Genomic DNA, 17,239 nt, shown 5'->3' with positions numbered 1-17,239 from the left:
GACTTGTAAATCTAACAATTAGTTGCACGACGAAATTAACTTATTATTTCTACTTGTGATTCAGGGTGTTACAAATTAATCAAATAAAAAACCCTGCGTTAAGCAACGCAGGGTTTTGGTATGAATTTGTTAGATTTTACAATCCTAGAAGTACCGCATAAGGGTCTTTTCCTCCGAAGATAATTCTTTCAGGATTTTCAATCATTTCTTTCACTTTTACTAAGAATCCTACAGATTCTTTTCCGTCGATAATTCGGTGATCGTAAGACAATGCTAAATACATCATCGGACGAATCTCCACTTTACCATCAATTGCTACAGGGCGCTCAATAATATTGTGCATTCCCAAAATAGCAGATTGTGGAGGATTGATGATTGGAGTTGACATCATTGAACCAAATACACCACCATTGGTAATCGTAAATGTTCCACCAGTCATATCTTCTGGAGTAATTTTTCCGTCACGAGCTTTAATAGCTAGACGTTTGATTTCTCGCTCAATTTCAGCCAAACTCATTTGTTCTGCATTGCGAACAACCGGAACCATTAATCCTTTTGGAGATGAAACTGCGATACCAATATCTGCGTAGTTGTGGAAAATCATCTCATTTCCATCAATTTGTGCATTCACTGATGGGAACAAATTCAATGCTTCAGTTACAGCTTTCGTGAAGAAAGACATGAATCCTAAATTCACTTCGTGGAATTTAGAGAATTGATCCTTGTACTTCGCACGTAAATCCATTATTGGTTTCATGTCAACCTCATTGAATGTAGTCAACATGGCTGTTTCGTTCTTAACAGATACCAAACGCTCAGCTATCTTGCGACGAAGCATGGACATTTTCTCGCGATTTTGATCGCGTGTTCCTCCCCATCCTTGAGTAGCATCAGCAGGAATTCCTGCTGCCATTGCTTCAACAACGTCTTGTTTCGTAATGCGACCGTCTTTTCCAGAACCATTTATTTTAGCTCCATTTACACCGTTTTCAGACATGATTTTTGCTGCTGCTGGTGAAGGCGTTCCTTTCGCATAACTATCACTTACAGGCCCTGGGTTAGGAACTGGAGCACTTGTTTTTTCTGCAACGGGAGTAGCTTCAACACTTTTCTCAGCCGCAGGTGCTTTCTCTTCTGTTTTTGGAGCTTCAGTAGGAGCTGCTGAACCAGCTGGTCTTTCAGCTGAAGTATCGATCAAACAAACAACTTGTCCAACTTTTACTAAATCGCCTTCTGCCGCTTTCAAAGTAATAATACCCGCTTGTTCTGCTGGCAATTCCAATGTTGCTTTGTCAGAATCAACTTCTGCAATAGGCTGGTCTTTTTCTACATAGTCACCATCCGTAACTAACCAAGTTGCAATTTCTACTTCAGAAATTGATTCTCCCGGGCTAGGTACTTTCATTTCAAGGATTGACATAATTGAATTGGTTTTAGTTTTCTAATATTTTTATTTTACTGGAACAGATGCATATTTAAATATATCTGCATACAATTGTTTCAAACGACGTTCGTGCAATTTTTTGGAACCTTCGGCCGCAGCCGCAGATGCTGGTCTTGTGATTCCAACAAATGGAATGTGTCTTAAATTCATTGCAATGTAAGTCCAAGCACCCATATTTTCTGGCTCTTCTTGTGCCCAAATAACATTCTTTGCGTTGTATTTTGCAACAATAGCATCGATTTGCTTTTGAGGTAAAGGATACAATTGCTCGATACGAACAAATGCCATGTTATCTGCACCCATTTCAAGAGCTTTTTCTTTCATTTCGTAATAGAATTTCCCTGAGCAGAAAACAAGTGTATCTACTTGACCAACTTTTGCGCTAGAGTCATCGATTACTTCTTGGAAGTTACCACTGGCCATTTCTTCTAAAGTTGAAGTAGCAGCTGGATAGCGCAATAATAATTTAGGAGAAAATACCACCAATGGTTTGCGGAATGGGCGAATCAATTGACGGCGAAGCAAGTGAAAATGATTTGCAGGAGTAGAAGTATTCACAACCTGAATATTATCATCTGCACATTGTTGTAACCAACGTTCTATTCTTCCGCTTGAATGCTCTGCACCTTGACCTTCATATCCATGAGGAAGAAGCATTACCAATCCACTTTGAGTAGACCATTTATCTTCACCAGCTGTAATAAATTGATCAATCATAATTTGAGCACCATTGAAGAAATCTCCAAATTGTGCTTCCCAAATCGTTAATCCTTTTGGTGCAGCTAATGAATATCCATATTCAAATCCAAGAACTGCATATTCTGACAATAATGAATTGTAAATTGTAAACGCTGCTTGTTTTTCCGAAAGCATGTTCAAGGTTTCGATTTCCTCTTCCGTATCTTCTGTTTTTACAACAGCATGACGGTGAGAAAACGTTCCGCGTTCTACATCTTGACCAGAAATACGAACAGGGGTTCCTTCGTCCAGAAGTGTAGCATAAGCCAACATTTCTGCTGTTCCCCAATCCAAATTATTCGTTTCAACAGCCGCTAAACGGTCGTCAAAAATCTTTTGAATTTTACGAAAATATTTTTTGCCTTCAGGTAAAGTTGCTAATTTTTTCCCCAACTCTAGCAAACGCTCTTTTTTAACTCCAGTCTCAGGACTTGAATCAAAATCAGCTGATTTGCTATGGCGGAAGCCTTCCCAAGTTTTACTTAAGAAATCCCAAACGACTGCTTTTTCATTCTTACGCGCTGTTTCGAACTCGCTTTCCAAATGAGCATTGTATTCGTCTTCTATTGTTTTTGCAGTTTCAGCAGAAAGTGACCCTTCAGCTAATAATTGCTTCAAATAAATATCTTTCGGATTTGGATGTTTCGCGATGATATTATATAAATTCGGTTGCGTGAATTTAGGCTCATCTCCTTCATTGTGTCCGTATTTGCGGTAACATAATAAATCTATGAATACATCTCGGTGGAATTTTTGGCGGTACTCCATGGCAATTTCCATGGTTTGAATAACTGCCTCAATATCGTCGCCATTTACATGAAAAACTGGAGTCAATGTTGTTTTTGCAACGTCCGTACAATAAGTTGATGAGCGCGCATCGTGGAAATTTGTTGTAAATCCAACTTGGTTATTAACCACTACGTGAATTGTCCCACCAGCACGATATCCATCCAACAAAGCCATTTGTATCACCTCGTAAACAATACCTTGACCAGCAACAGCAGCATCTCCATGAATCATTACCGGACAAACTTTGTTTTCGTCTTGGAAATGATTATCCAATTTTGCGCGTGCAATACCTTGAACAACTGGATCTACGGCTTCTAAGTGAGAAGGGTTTGGAGCAAGTGTTAATCCTACTTCTTTTCCAGATTCAGTTGTTACAGAACTAGTAAACCCTTGATGGTATTTTACGTCTCCGTCAAATGCACCATCGTAATCAAATTCTTTTCCTTCAAATTCGGAGAAGATATCTTGTGGTCTTTTTTGGAAGATATTTGTTAGGGTATTCAAACGACCACGATGAGCCATTCCCATTACAAAATATTCAACTCCTAAGCTAGAACCTTTTTCTACTAACGCATCTAAGGCAGGAATCAAAGCCTCGCCACCTTCAATAGAGAAACGCTTTTGACCAACGTATTTTTTCCCTAAAAAGGCTTCAAAATTGGAAGTCTGAACGAGTTTTTTATAGATATGCTTTTTACGTGCTACATCAAATTTTGGTCGATTTTTTACTTCTATGCTGTTTCTGAACCATTCCAAACGCTCTGGCTCACGCATAAACATGTATTCGATACCAATTGATTGGCAGTAACATTGCTCTAAATCTAGAATAATGTCCCGCAATGTTGCCGCACCAATACCAATTTGTTCTCCTGCTTGAAATACCGTATCCAAATCGGAAGCCTCTAAACCAAAGTTTTCAATGGCTAAAGTTGGCTCGTATTTTCGACGTTCGCGAACAGGGTTTGTTTTTGTAAATAAATGTCCGCGAGTTCGATACCCGTGAATCAAATTAATTACTTTGAATTCTTTCTGAAAATTTTCAGGAATTTCACTTCCATCTTCGAAGTTAGTTCGAGCAAAATCAAATCCTTCAAAGAATTTTTGCCAGCTAACATCTACGCTTTCAGGGTCTTTACTGTATGACTGATACAAATGCTCTATCGCATTTACATCTGCATTTCCGACGTACGTCACTTTATCCATGTTCGTGCACTATAATGGTGGGTAAAGTTATAACTTTTAGTCCATGCGTGACTCGAAAAGCCTTATAAAAAAATGCAAAATTGATATATATTGTTTTGAACCTCGAATATTGAACCGAATAATTGAATAAAGTCGCTTTTTACTTGAATTGAATTTGAAAAGAAACTTTCATTAATTCACGATGTAAAATGGCATTTGAAAGATAAAATAACCGGTTTTCATGATTGTTGGTTTGTATGACAATTAATTCTGGTATGTCTATGAGGTATAGGAGATGTTGAAGTTGGGTTTCACTGAGTTTTTGCAGAACTGTCTGAATTTTTCCATTCCAAACTTTTGGATCTGGATCGGATAGTTCAAAATCAAGAATTCCAGCTCGTTGAAAGTCTTTGTTTATTTGTGTTTGCAATTTTTCAAGTAATTTACGTTGACTCAACTGCAATTGAAGTTTTTGAACGAGTATATTTAAATCTTTTTCTTCCATCATTCAGTCATTTGAGTGAACTTAGTACTTTTGTACTATGATTAATACCTCAAAAGAAGCAATCATTTTTGATTTGGGTGGAGTTTTGTTGAATTTGGATTACGATTTAACAGAAAAGGCATTTATTTCCTTAGGAATGAAAAATTTCGGAGAATCCTATTCTCAATTGCAGCAAACGAATTTGTTTGACCGTTTTGAAAGAGGTGAAGTTTCTTCATTTCACTTCGTTAATCAACTCTTAGATCGTTTGCCATTTGGCACTACGGCGAATCAGGTGGTTCATGCTTGGGACGCTATGATTTTGGATTTTCCAACAAAACGCCTGCAACTTTTGGAAGAGCTTGCTACGAAATACCGCCTATTTTTGTTGAGTAACACCAATGATATACATATTGATGCTGTTCGAAGATCGTTAGAAAAATCAGTTGGACATAAAAATTTGGAGCAGTATTTTGAGAAAACCTATTTTTCTTCAGCGATTGGAATGCGTAAACCAGATTCAAATATATTTGAATTCGTATGCTCAGAGAATAACTTAGACCCTGTAAAAACACTTTTTATTGATGATAGTCCTCAGCATGTGGAAGGAGCAAAATCTGCAGGAATTGAGGGTCTCTTATTAGCGAAAAATCAAGAAGTTTTTGATTTACCTTTTTTCCTGACATAATTCCACCAAAACTCCATTCGAAGACTTCGGATGAATGAATGCTACTAGTTTATTATCAGCACCATTTTTTGGCTGCTCGTTCAACAATTGAAATCCTTTTGACGCCAAATCTTTCATTGATGCCTGGATGTCTGTAACATCAAATGCAATGTGATGAATTCCTTCTCCTTTTTTTTCAATGAATTTCGCAATCGGACTTGCCTCGCTGCTTGCTTCCAGTAACTCGATTTTTGAATCTCCGACTTGAAAGAAAGCGGTTTTGACGCCTTCACTTTCTACCGCTTCCGTTTTATAGCATTCGGTTCCAAGAAGTTCCGTGTAGGTTTTGATTGCCTCCTCCAGATTTCTGACGGCAATTCCAATGTGCTCGATTTTATTCATGATTCGAATATAGTAAAGTCTTTGCGTTCTCCTTTTTCTTTGCGTTAAAAAATTCTTGGATGATTTTACCGCTAAGAAGCAAACCACGCAAAGTTTGTTAAAGCAAAAACCCTGACGGTTGCCAGGGTTCATTTAAATTATGTTAATTCGGGATTAACCCTTAAAGAATTTTTCAGTCTTGTTATCGAAGTTAATATAGTAAGCCCCTTTCAATAAGTTTGAACATGGAACTGATGAACCGATTCCCTTCTTGACGATGTTTCCATACGCGTCATAGATTTCGTATTTCGTTTCAATTGGTTTTCCAGACGCTGTGAAATTGATTTCATCTTTCACCTTGACGGGATTTTTTGCTACAACTGGAATGCTTGATGTAAATTTCACATCCTTTGAATTTCTTTTTTCGCCAGAATGATCTATTTGAACAACTCTGATTGTATTCTCGCCAGAATGAGGAGTAACTAAAAATTCATAAGTATTTGTTCCTGGAGTTCCTTTTCCTTGTACCTCACCAACTTTCACCCACTTGTTCCAGCGATATTGTTCAATGATGAAAGGTAATTTACCTTGTTCATTGGTCGTTTTCCAAGAAAGATTTCCGTTATTTTGAATGCTAATATCAACTGTATTGAAAGTACTTCGAGGAAGTAAAACTTCAGGATTTAAAATTTTCGGTTTACAGCCATCATTATGTTCGATAACAATGAATACAGGCTCACCAATTTCTATGTTGAATAATGAAAAATCGATTTCAAATGCTGAAATTGCAGTTCCTCCTGGTAAGATATCTCCATTAACAGTAACTTTTGTTGCGCAAAAACCAAAACCGTCTCCGACATCTGGATTCTGAACATATAAGTTTTTACCCTGATAACTTCCTTCAATAGAAAGAACCGCTGAGCTTGAAAAGCTTAGCAGTAGAGCGAAAGAGCAAAGTAAATATGTTTTCAACTGTTTCATTTTTGTTAGTAGCTACACTAAAAACTGTGGCAAGTATAATAGCTATTTTTTACATTACCAACATTTTATGCAACGAAATTACATTTTTTTTTTCAGTTAAACCACCTAATGACTTAATTTATCATGAAATATTGTCCATTCGTCGATTATTCTGCGTTTAAAGTTACTATTTGGGATGTGATTATTTTGAATTTTTAAGTTATTTTAGTAAAAGATTTTTTCTATTCTTGTATACAAACATTCATACAACTACTATGAAATTAGTTTATTTAGCCCTTATAGCATTTTTAATAACTTCTTGCGGATCTGATAAAAAGCAATTTGAGTTCGCTGGTGGAAGTTTTAAAATGGCTCTTGATAATACCCCTTCAACTTTTATTGCCAGAGATGTGAATGATGTTTATTCGTTTGAATTACTTTCTCAAGTAATGGAAGGATTGGTTAGCTTTAATGCAGAAGATTTGTCATTACAACCACAAATTGCTGAAAAATGGACGATTAGCGGAGATGGATCGGTTTTGACATTTACAATTAGAGACGGTATTTATTTTCATGATAATCCAGTGTTTGCATCTATGGAGGATCGTAAATTGACGGTGGAAGATGTTTTGTTTACTTTTGAAAAGGCATGTAAACCAAATTCGGATGGAAATCCTTCAACAGCTTATTTGTTTTTGTTGGCTGATCAAGTGAAAGGTGCTGTAGATTATTACAAAGGAAACGCTAAATCGATTAGCGGAATTAAAATCAAAAACAAACAACTAGAAATTACGTTAATTAATCCAGATCAAACGTATATCAATAAATTGGCAAATTTGAGTGCGAGTATTGTTTCTAAAAAGGTTGTTGAAGCTGATAAAGAAACGGATGTGGTTGGAACAGGTCCGTTCTATTTTACGAAACCTGCGGATAACGAAAGCTATACTCTTTTGAAGAATCAAGATTATTACATGGTTGATCAAAAAGGAAATGCGTTGCCTTATTTAGATTCGGTTGTTTTTTATGTTCAAACTAGAAAATTGGAACAACTCGAAATGTTCGAAACGGGAAAAACGGTGTTGATTTCTGGATTGCCAACTTCTCGGATTACTGAAATGTTGGAAGGAAGAATTTCTGATTTCAATGCACAACCTCCTTTAAAAGAGCTATACAACAACCCTTTGCTTACCACACAATACTATTTCTTCAATATGAATGATCCTCGTTTTAAGGATGTGCGTGTGCGACAAGCATTTAATTATGCCATTGATCGAAAACGATTGGCAGATAATGTGCTTCGAAATCAATATTACGAATATGGAATTTACGGAATTACTCCGCCAATCAATTCTGTTTTTAAAGGCTATGATTTTTCAGAGATTAAAAAATACGGTTACGATTTAAATGTGGAATTAGCGCGTAAGTTATTAGCTGAAGCAGGATATCCAGGTGGGAAAGGATTTGGCAGTGTGGATTTGAGATTGGACATAACCGATTTGAATACTGCGGTAGCAGAAGAACTTGCTGATCAGATTTACCAAACTCTTGGAATTAATGTAAATATTGATGGATCTAATTTTGAACAAAGAAACGAAGATGGGAACATGGGAAAGGGTGATATGTTTCGTACCGCATGGGTGGCTGATTATTCTAGTCCCGAAACATTCTTGGGTAATTTCTATGGAAAATTAGTTCCAAAAGAGAAAGATTTGCCATCAAGCGGAAATCAATCACGTTACGTAAATCCTTTATTTGATAAATACTTTGAACAAGCGCGTTCGTCTGATCAAAAAAGAAGATTGGAGCTCTTTACAAAAGCGGAGATTGAATTAATGAAGGATCCTCCAATTATTCCGTTGTGGTATGCAAACGACTTCACGTTGAGTTATTCCAAAGTTCGAAATTTGAAGAATAATCCCATGGAATTTTTGGATTTGCGTCGAGTATACATTAAAGAATGGACGAAAGAGGAATATTTGAAGTCTATTCAATAAATGTATATTTACGCTGTTATACTTAATGAATGAAAACTATCCTTACCGTATTTTTTTGCGCGTTTGTATCTATACTTATTGCTCAACCTACTCAAACCGTTCGAGGTACAGTTCTAGATTCTGAATCGGACTTTCCAATTTTTGGCGCTCAGGTAATTATCACACTTTCTGATAGCTCCAAGCTAAAAACCAGCACAAATGATGACGGTGTATTTCAGTTCTTAGATGTTCCTGTTGGAAAGTACCCCTTGTTCATTAAGTCGACCATTTACGAAAATTATGGAGCTTCCGTTGAGGTGAATTCTGGGAGACAAACAGTTTTGGAAATCAAAATCAAAGAACGGATCAGTGAAGTTGAAGAAGTAGTTATTGTTGCTCAAAAACAGGGCGAAGTCAAAAATGAAATGGCAACTGTTTCTGCACAGCAATTTTCTGTGGAAGAAACAGAGAGATATGCTGGTTCACGAGGAGATCCTGCTCGTATGGCGAGTAATTTTGCGGGTGTTCAAGGTGCAGATGATTCCCGGAATGATATCGTTGTCCGAGGAAACTCACCCTTGGGAATTGTCTATAAAGTGGAAGGAATCGATATCCCAAATCCGTCGCATTTCGCTATTTCGGGAAGTTCTGGCGGACCTGTTTCCATTATCAATAACAAAAGCTTAGCCAATTCTGATTTCTTCATGTCTGCTTTCCCTGCTGAATATGGAAACTCTGTTTCGGGTATTTTTGATTTGAAATTGCGAAACGGAAACTCGAAGCAACATGAATTTACAGGTCAATTTGGATTTTTAGGGACAGAAGTTTTAGCAGAAGGTCCTTTAAGTAAAAAATCGAATGCAAGTTATTTAATCATGGGTCGTTATTCTACTTTAAGTTTGTTTCAATTCATGGGGATTCGGATCGGAACGGATGCTGTTCCAGTTTATGGGGATGGTGCTTTTAAATTCAATTTTCCACTAAAAAAAGGAGGCCAGCTTTCTCTTTGGGGAATGGGAGGAAAGAGCGATATTAAAATTTTGATTTCCGAACAAACGGAGTATGCCACCGATTTATACGGAGAAGGGGATCGCGATCAGTATTTCGGTACGGGAATGGCTGTTGGAGGAATTACGTATAAAAAATCACTTTCAGAACGCACTTTCCTAACAACCACTTTTTCTGCAAGTATTGACGATCAGCATTCGAAGCACAATTATTTGATTCGTTCATTGGATACAACTTATAACGGCGGAGATCCTAAAGTGAATATTCGCGTTGACAGTATTTATCCTATTATGGGGTATTCCTATAAAATTGCTCGTTATTCGGGTATGTTCAGCATCAATCACAAAATTGGAAAAAAACATGTAATCAAAGCTGGATTGAATGCAGACTTTTTCACCTTTAATATGACCGATAGTGTTTTGAATACCGCTGGAACGGAATTCATTAATCGCTGGGATTACAAAGGACAGGGAGGGATTTTGATCCAACCATTCTTCCAGTGGAAATACCGGATTACTGAAAAAATGGATTTTACAGCAGGATTGCATGCACAGTATTATTCTTTCAGCAATTCTTTGAGTCCTGTTGAGCCCCGTTTGGGTTGGAAATGGAATATGAAAGGCAATCAGAAATTATTTGCTGGAGCTGGATTGCATAGTCAAACACAGCCGTATTATACATATACCTATCATCAGTTCGATGCTTCTGGAAACAAAGTTTACCATAATAAGAACATGGGATTCACCAAATCAGTGCATTCTGCTTTGGGTTACGAAAAGAATTTTAAAAAAGGATTCCAGTTTAAAACAGAAATTTATTACCAATACTTGTATGAAGTTCCAGTGACAGCTCAAGCTTCATCGTTCTCCATGATTAATCAAGGAAGTGGATTTGCACGTTTCTTTCCAGATACTTTGAAAAATACAGGAACAGGGGTGAATTATGGTTTGGAATTGACCTTGCAAAAGTTCTTCGATAAAAGCTTTTATATCTTGACGACGGTTTCAATTTATGACAGTAAATACAAAGGAAGTGATGGTGTTGAGAGAAATACGAGCTACAACGGATTATATACTGCAAACATTTTGTTTGGAAAAGAATTCAAATTAGGAAAGAAACACACGATTGGGATAGGTGGAAAAGTGACCGTTGCGGGCGGAAAACGTTACGGATACATCAATCTGCCAGAAACAAGTGCCCAAAAAGAATTAATTTTTAGTGATTCACTCTTCAATACGCGTCAATTCAAAGATTACTTCCGTGCCGATTTGAAAGTTAGTTGGAAGATGAATGCGAAAAAATCGACCCACGAGATTGGGTTGGATTTGGTGAATATTCTGAATACTCGAAATGTGCTAGGCTTGGCTTACGCACCTGATTTGGGAAATCCGAGTAAGGAACCATTGGCTGAAAAAACACAATTGGGCTTCCTTCCGATTTTCTATTACCGCATTAGTTTCAAATTGGCAAGTGGGAAAAAGGAGTAATTCCGCAATATTACGTCACACTATCAAAATGAGAAAAACAAAGGGTCTCTGGATTTTTTTAATGATTTGTTCACTGATCCTTTCCTGTAATAGCCCCAAGCGGCAGAAGAAGATTAATGACGGAAAACTTTTTGAGAAACTCAAAGTTCAAAAAGGGTATTTGAATGCATTGGAACTGAAACGACTGGAGCAGGATTTTTCGTTGAAATTCTTAGACAAATATGATTTATCGGGATACGACGAAGAAGATACACTCGCTTACTTTGTGCGATCTGATTCGTATGTTTGGATTGCGAGTTGTTATTTGGGAGAAGACGATGATAGAGATAACCCATTTATTTGCTTGAAGGAAACGAATGAAAAGGGATTCAAAATGATTAAACATGGAAGTATTCCAGTTGTTTTTGGAGAATGTTCTTATGACTTAGACAAATTAATCATTCGAGCAGGAGATTATATCTTGGTTTCGCAGAAAGGTGATGGAAGTATCTACTGTGAAGATTTACCCTTGGTATTTACAACAGATGGAAAAGAAGTTCAAAAGAGTGACGATCAATTTCGCATAATAACTAGGAATGCTCCTTATGAAAATTACATTGTATTTGAACGAGATTTCAAAATTCAATCAAAAAACCTAGAAGAATTAGTGATTCATGTGAATGAAAGAAAATTAGACACTGAAATGGAGCAAGAAATTGGTTTTAGAAGATACGATTTGCGTTTTGTAATCCGAAATAATACGATCTATTTTCAGGACACAATTTTTAAATAGGAATATCATAATAGGCTGCACTGAATTTTGCCCGTATTATAAGCCGTCGCTTTTTCTCATCCGCAACCAACCCAAAATTCGTCCGTTATCAATTTCCCAATTTCCTTCATCAAAATCTAAATCGAAGACATCTCTTGGGTGATCTGGATTTCCAGCATTCTGTTGAATAATTTCTACTTCGTCGGTTGTTACCTTGGAAACGATTACGACATGTCCGTATTCGTTTGAAAAAGTGGCATCCATAATGATTAAATCTCCAACTTTTGGTTTGCTCTTACTTGGATTCGTGTATTGAATTAAATCTCTCTCTGCGTTCAATTGACCATCCACTAAGCGTTTATCAAAAAAATCGATAGCGTTCCCATAAGCATTGGGCATTTTGTGTTTGTAATGCTCGTAATAATAGCGCTTCACAAATTCTACGCATTGGTATTTCAGTCCGATATTGTATCCATCAGGAGAAGTATTTCGTCCGCTGACATTTCCCATTCCTCCATTGTAATAAACGACGACATGATTTAAGCTATCAAGAGATTCTCCAATTTCATAAACACGGCTTGGAGCCTGGCTTCTCTCATAGAAGAAGAATGTCAAAGCACCCAATGCGCTAATAATTAGGGTGATAAAGAGGTTTTTTTTCATGAATTGGGGCGTGTTTTATGTTACTTCACAATCGTACGCCAAAAACGCAGACATCATCTACTTGTTCTAGTTCCTTTTTCCAATTTTCGAATGTTACGTGCAATACCTTTGAGAGGTTATTGTTTTGCTGTTGAGTAAAAAGGAGTTCTTGAAACGGTTTGTATCTGAATTTTTTGTTTTTTGGTCCGCCAAACTGATCTGCAAATCCATCTGTGAATAGTACGAGTAAATCTCCTGGTTGATAAGAGAATTCTTGTTGGGAAAAAGCCTTTGATTCGTGGGAATAACCAACTGATTGTCGATCTGCAATTCGTTCTTCTAGTTGATCGGGAGTTAGGTGATAGATACAATTATTGGCGGCGGCGAAGGTGTATGTATTTGTTTGTCTCTCAATTCGAATAATTGAAATATCCATTCCGTCTTTGTATTCCTCACTTTTTCGGTCTTTATCAAAGGCTAAAAGAATACCGTTTCTCAATTCTTCTAGAATGACTTTGGGCTCTTGAATTTGCTTGTTCTCCACAATTTCAATCAGAAGATTAATTCCTAAAACACTCATCATGCAACCAGGAACTCCATGCCCAGTGCAATCACCAACAGCCACGAACTGATAACGTTCATTTTCAAACGCCCAATAAAAATCGCCACTTACAATGTCTTTTGGTTTGAAGAATAGAAAATAATCAGAGAATATAGATTCCAAAGAGGAAGCACTTGGGAGCATCGCATTTTGGATTCGCTGTGCATATAATAAACTATCGGTAATGTCTTTATTCTTTTCTTCGATGAGGTTTTTTTGCTCTAAAATACGTTTTTGACCAGCGATCATCTCTCCTTTGAAGAAGAGAATAAAGAGTGAAATAATCAGAAAAAGCAGTAATAAGTTTACATTTCCCATAATTGCTTCTGCTGATTCTGTTTGTTGAGGAATATAAATCAATCGGTCATAAAAATGCGACCAAATAACCACTGAAAAGAATGAAACAATACATAAAGCAATGAAGGTTCGGATAATGAGCTGACTATTGAACAAAACGACCTGAAGCATACAGACAATCAGCAAAAAGAAGTGAAGATTTACTTTTGCTCCATAAACAATGCTAGAAGCAACGAAATAAAGCATACTAGCACAGACAAGAAGAACGAACGCTGGAATCTTTTTTTTCTGATGGATCAGTATAAATGTTAGAATGCTGGAGCTAAAGTAAAGACTGTTTAATACAATGCCAGCTGGTTGTTTGTATAAGACATACATGGGAGTATAAGCAAGCATTACCACTGCTATGATTAGAGTAATTAGGTTGCTAACACGAAGTTTTCGATTGAGTGAAACAGTGTTGTTAACCGATATCCCATTGTTGAGTATGCGATGTATCATTTTCCCAAATATACAAATCTGTAGTATATGAAACTAGTATCGTGAAAGAAGATAGTATTCCCTCAGATTGTTTTTATTTCCTGTAAATAAGCGGAATAATAGTTATGATTACTGGAATGAGGATAGATTTATAGAGGCCTAACGGTGTAGTGGAGTGAAATTTTTACCGTTTTCTCATCCGATTGTTCAATATTCTCCAAATATACTGAAGATTGAGTCTTCCTGTAAGATACATAAAGACAGAATAGCTGTTCACTCAATTAAATGAATAGATTGCTCTATTTTTTGATTTTCAGTGAACATTTCAGAGTATATTGGTTCGATGAAAACCGTAGGAATTTCAGTGTTTTTTATTCTTTTGACTATAATGTCTTTTTCTCAAATTGAAAGTAGATCGGTTGATACGATAGTTTACAATCAATTTGGAAAATCAAGAACCATCTATATCAAGGAAATCGGCATTTTTGAAAATGGAAAGCTATTCAATGGTAAACGAGATATTTATAGGGATTCTACTAGTTTGAGTTATTCGATGAAGGTGATAAACGGGAAGTTTTCGGATACTACGTTTAATGGACAACTGGTTAATAAGGTTGATTCTTTGGGACGAAAGAAAGGTGGATGGATTCGCATTGGAAAACAATGTAGTTATGACGTAAAAGATTGGCAGGAGTTTGTAGATTGTGATGTGTGTAAACTTTTTCAGTATGATGCGAATGGAATTGGTGATACTACGGTAACCTTTAATCTAAAAGGAGAGCGGGTTCTGGAGCGTTATTCTTCAGCTGATTTGCAGTATTGGATGGAACGCACATTCTATCCAACTGGTTTTAGGTTGTGTGAAAAATATGAACATAAGGATCGCACTATTGTTTTTGGTGATTTTTCCATCGTCTATTCTAAGTCAGTTAGAAATCAGCCTATCATTAAACATTATGATACAGATGTGACATTGATTTATGAAAACGGAATAATTGTTCAGAAAGAAAGTCCCAGATTTGGGCATAAAATGAGTATGGAAATGCCTATCGATTTCTCCATTCCGTATACAATAGAAAAGGGAATTTTTGAAAATGAACAACTGGTCAGCGGAACAATTGAATATTATGATAAAGACGAAAATCTACTTCGAATAGAACAAGTTTCAAATCGGATAAAATAGTTCAATTTTAATTCAATGGGACTTACTGTTTTTCCTTTTTTTGAATTTCTTCAATGAAAAGTTTCACATCTGTATCAAATTGAATTTCGCTCATTTTCAAATTTGGATTGGGAATGTACCACTCAAACTTACTAAAGTATGTCGATAATTCTGAATTGGAGAAAACATAGCCCTTTTGAGCAAAGAAGGTGTTTCTGATGAATTTAAGTTCTTCTTTCGTGTAAGGAATCTTGTCCTCTAAATTCTCAACATTTAGAGAATTCACTGCAGTCATAATACGATTCAATGTTTTTGGATAAACTGCAAATTCATAACAATGCGGCTTAATTATTCCGAATTCTAAGTTTTGCTGCGGATTCCAATTAGTACAGTGAATTTGAAGGTGTCCGCTTAATATTCGTATCATCTTACAATCTACTTCATAATTGTTGTAAACTGAGGAAGTTGTTTTACCAATTCCAAGAACTGACCAATTAGCTTCTTTACCAAAAATATCACTTACATAGAAATACGAATCGTTGCCCATATCGATGTTTACCGTCAAATCCTTGATTGTTCCGCCAGCCCATTTTGCTCCTGTTTTAAGAATGTAAGGGTATAGTTGGTCAGTCATTACAGATGAACCTGACCGAAAACGATAACTGTGATCGATCGATGTGATTCCAGGTCTGAACTCAATCTCGAAAAGATAGACGAAAATTCCACTGCCTGCTTGATGCGATGAAATGGTTTGTTCCTCTTTCAACGGACAATCTTCACATTCTGCTGTTTTTAGCTGAAAGGGAAGTAACCTGCTATCCTGACTGACTTTAAAGTCAAAGATTTGCGGAAATTTTATTTCTTCCTCTTTTACATCGCCAGCCGCTTGTGGTGCTTGAAATCCGACGAGTATTTTTCGACTTACATTTTCGGGATTAAAGAATTCAAAATGAATAGTGACATAACATTGCTTGTTAATGACTTTAAAGGAGAGGATTTCTTTATCCATAGATATCTTCCCTTCCTTCAGTGGATAAAATGTGCTTCCTCCGGAATAGTATGCCCCATCATTGGCGCTTAGTTTTAAAGCTATGAGTAGAAAAATGAAAACGGAACTGAATTTAGTCATGAATATAAATCAATTTTGAGGGGTTGTTGATTCAAAAATAAGTATCTCACAAGGTATTTGTTTCGGTTTCTGCTTTAAAAATCGTGTTCAAATCCTTTTTGCTTATCCTCGCTTCTAACTTAAATGCCAAAAATATCACTAAATAACTCAATATGATTGCAAAAACTGGAATAAATACCTTGAAACCAAAAGGGTAAAATGTAAAACCAATTAAGAAAATGACACATGCTATTGAAAGCACAATTATCAAAACTATTTTTGCAAGCAATGATAATTTCATGGAAACATGGATCTCTGTTTTATCCAATTTAGAGCCAACAGTTCCAGTGATTATAGGAATGAATGAATTTCTGTAATTAATATTGCGCCAGATCTCAAAATTTTTTCCTGAAATTTCCCCATTGTAATCATAATTTGAACGCAGAATAGCCGCCTTTCTTGTAGAAAACTGAATTTTGCTTATTGTTCTTGTAATAATCTTCAAACGTTCAATGATTTCTTCCTCGGAAAGTGTTGTAACAACTCTATATTTTTCAAAAGGAAGGAAACGGGTATATTTGTTCGGCATGTATGCAAAATTAAGACAAGATAATAATTTTGAATCCAGATTGTTTCCAGATGATTTCACATTCATCGATTTTGGTTTGAGATTGATTCAATTCTCTGTAATTTTGAACCATGAAACCAGAGCGAAAAGATATCAAACCAGGAATGATTGTATTATTTATCCAAAAGAAGCATCAATCTTCTGGCGAATTGACAGAAGGAATTGTAAAGTCATTGCTTACAAGCGCTCCGTCTCATCCGCATGGAATCAAAATCATGACCGTTGATAAATTGGTGGGGAGAGTTGTAGAGATTGTGGATTCCGAGGTGGATTGATTGCGATCCACACCCATTCCTTTTTTTACCACAAATGCACAAATTTAAAGCGAGCTTACCAGTCTCGCTAAGTCTCCTAATTAACAATTGAAAAAGAAGCGACCGGTAGGCGCTTCAAAACATTTGTGGTAAATATTCACGTTTTGTATTTAAAAATGGTTTAGGTACGGAATCATACATAT

15 protein-coding genes are annotated in these 17,239 nt (G+C 36.4%); 6 read left to right on the top strand and 9 right to left on the bottom strand.

From position 1 onward, the window contains the following. Positions 1 to 136: 136 nt before the first annotated feature. From odhB to FLUTA_RS06510, 3 genes are all read right to left on the bottom strand, one after another. The gene (odhB, locus tag FLUTA_RS06520; RefSeq protein WP_013686067.1) at positions 137 to 1,420 is read right to left on the bottom strand and encodes a 2-oxoglutarate dehydrogenase complex dihydrolipoyllysine-residue succinyltransferase; all 1,284 of its coding nucleotides are present in this window, start codon (positions 1,418 to 1,420) and stop codon (positions 137 to 139) included. A gap of 30 nt (positions 1,421 to 1,450) precedes the next feature. Then, positions 1,451 to 4,174, bottom strand: coding sequence for a 2-oxoglutarate dehydrogenase E1 component (locus FLUTA_RS06515; RefSeq protein ID WP_013686066.1), 2,724 nt, complete (start codon positions 4,172 to 4,174; stop codon positions 1,451 to 1,453). Positions 4,175 to 4,313: 139 nt separating this feature from the next. Further along, entirely contained in the window at positions 4,314 to 4,661 is a 348-nt protein-coding gene (locus FLUTA_RS06510) for a hypothetical protein (RefSeq protein WP_013686065.1), read from the bottom strand. Between the two features lie 34 nt (positions 4,662 to 4,695). Between FLUTA_RS06510 and FLUTA_RS06505 the strand changes: the two genes are divergently transcribed. After that, positions 4,696 to 5,325, top strand: a complete 630-nt coding sequence (locus tag FLUTA_RS06505; RefSeq protein ID WP_013686064.1) for an HAD family hydrolase — start codon at positions 4,696 to 4,698, stop codon at positions 5,323 to 5,325. Here FLUTA_RS06505 and mce read toward each other — a convergent pair. Beyond that, positions 5,305 to 5,706 (bottom strand): methylmalonyl-CoA epimerase, encoded by a 402-nt coding sequence (gene mce / locus FLUTA_RS06500; RefSeq protein WP_043023694.1) that lies wholly within the window; start codon positions 5,704 to 5,706, stop codon positions 5,305 to 5,307. The two genes, FLUTA_RS06505 and mce, sit on opposite strands and share 21 nt — an antisense overlap. Before the next feature lie 153 nt (positions 5,707 to 5,859). Beyond that, on the bottom strand, positions 5,860 to 6,666 hold the full coding sequence (locus FLUTA_RS06495; RefSeq protein ID WP_013686062.1) for a hypothetical protein: 807 nt from the start codon (positions 6,664 to 6,666) through the stop codon (positions 5,860 to 5,862). A 254-nt stretch (positions 6,667 to 6,920) separates the two neighbouring features. Here FLUTA_RS06495 and FLUTA_RS06490 point away from each other — a divergent pair, with 254 nt between their 5' ends. The 3 genes from FLUTA_RS06490 to FLUTA_RS06480 are packed head-to-tail and all read left to right on the top strand — an operon-like array spanning position 6,921 to position 11,885. Beyond that, positions 6,921 to 8,639, top strand: coding sequence for an ABC transporter substrate-binding protein (locus tag FLUTA_RS06490; RefSeq protein WP_043023693.1), 1,719 nt, complete (start codon positions 6,921 to 6,923; stop codon positions 8,637 to 8,639). Positions 8,640 to 8,668: 29 nt separating this feature from the next. Continuing rightward, complete coding sequence (locus FLUTA_RS06485; RefSeq protein ID WP_013686060.1) at positions 8,669 to 11,113, top strand: carboxypeptidase regulatory-like domain-containing protein; 2,445 nt, start codon at positions 8,669 to 8,671, stop codon at positions 11,111 to 11,113. Between the two features lie 28 nt (positions 11,114 to 11,141). Further along, on the top strand, positions 11,142 to 11,885 hold the full coding sequence (locus FLUTA_RS06480; protein ID WP_013686059.1) for a hypothetical protein: 744 nt from the start codon (positions 11,142 to 11,144) through the stop codon (positions 11,883 to 11,885). Positions 11,886 to 11,921: 36 nt separating this feature from the next. On the opposite strand, the gene FLUTA_RS06475 is transcribed toward FLUTA_RS06480, so the two are convergent. Further along, entirely contained in the window at positions 11,922 to 12,527 is a 606-nt protein-coding gene (locus FLUTA_RS06475) for a CHAP domain-containing protein (protein WP_013686058.1), read from the bottom strand. A gap of 25 nt (positions 12,528 to 12,552) precedes the next feature. Further along, positions 12,553 to 13,905 (bottom strand): PP2C family protein-serine/threonine phosphatase, encoded by a 1,353-nt coding sequence (locus FLUTA_RS06470; protein ID WP_083800535.1) that lies wholly within the window; start codon positions 13,903 to 13,905, stop codon positions 12,553 to 12,555. Positions 13,906 to 14,227: 322 nt separating this feature from the next. Here FLUTA_RS06470 and FLUTA_RS06465 point away from each other — a divergent pair, with 322 nt between their 5' ends. Further along, positions 14,228 to 15,067, top strand: coding sequence for a hypothetical protein (locus FLUTA_RS06465; RefSeq protein WP_013686056.1), 840 nt, complete (start codon positions 14,228 to 14,230; stop codon positions 15,065 to 15,067). A 22-nt stretch (positions 15,068 to 15,089) separates the two neighbouring features. On the opposite strand, the gene FLUTA_RS06460 is transcribed toward FLUTA_RS06465, so the two are convergent. Together FLUTA_RS06460 and FLUTA_RS06455 are read right to left on the bottom strand one after the other, a co-directional pair. Further along, the gene (locus tag FLUTA_RS06460; protein ID WP_013686055.1) at positions 15,090 to 16,175 is read right to left on the bottom strand and encodes a YARHG domain-containing protein; all 1,086 of its coding nucleotides are present in this window, start codon (positions 16,173 to 16,175) and stop codon (positions 15,090 to 15,092) included. Positions 16,176 to 16,221: 46 nt separating this feature from the next. Further along, complete coding sequence (locus tag FLUTA_RS06455) at positions 16,222 to 16,809, bottom strand: hypothetical protein (protein ID WP_148235402.1); 588 nt, start codon at positions 16,807 to 16,809, stop codon at positions 16,222 to 16,224. A gap of 44 nt (positions 16,810 to 16,853) precedes the next feature. Here FLUTA_RS06455 and FLUTA_RS06450 point away from each other — a divergent pair, with 44 nt between their 5' ends. After that, positions 16,854 to 17,057, top strand: coding sequence for a YwbE family protein (locus tag FLUTA_RS06450; RefSeq protein ID WP_013686053.1), 204 nt, complete (start codon positions 16,854 to 16,856; stop codon positions 17,055 to 17,057). The last annotated feature ends 182 nt before the right edge of the window (positions 17,058 to 17,239 follow it).

This window comes from Fluviicola taffensis DSM 16823 (assembly GCF_000194605.1).
Lineage (GTDB): Bacteria > Bacteroidota > Bacteroidia > Flavobacteriales_D > Crocinitomicaceae > Fluviicola > Fluviicola taffensis.
The sequence above is the reverse complement of the archived record's forward strand: the minus strand, read 5'-3'. Positions and strand labels throughout refer to the sequence as shown.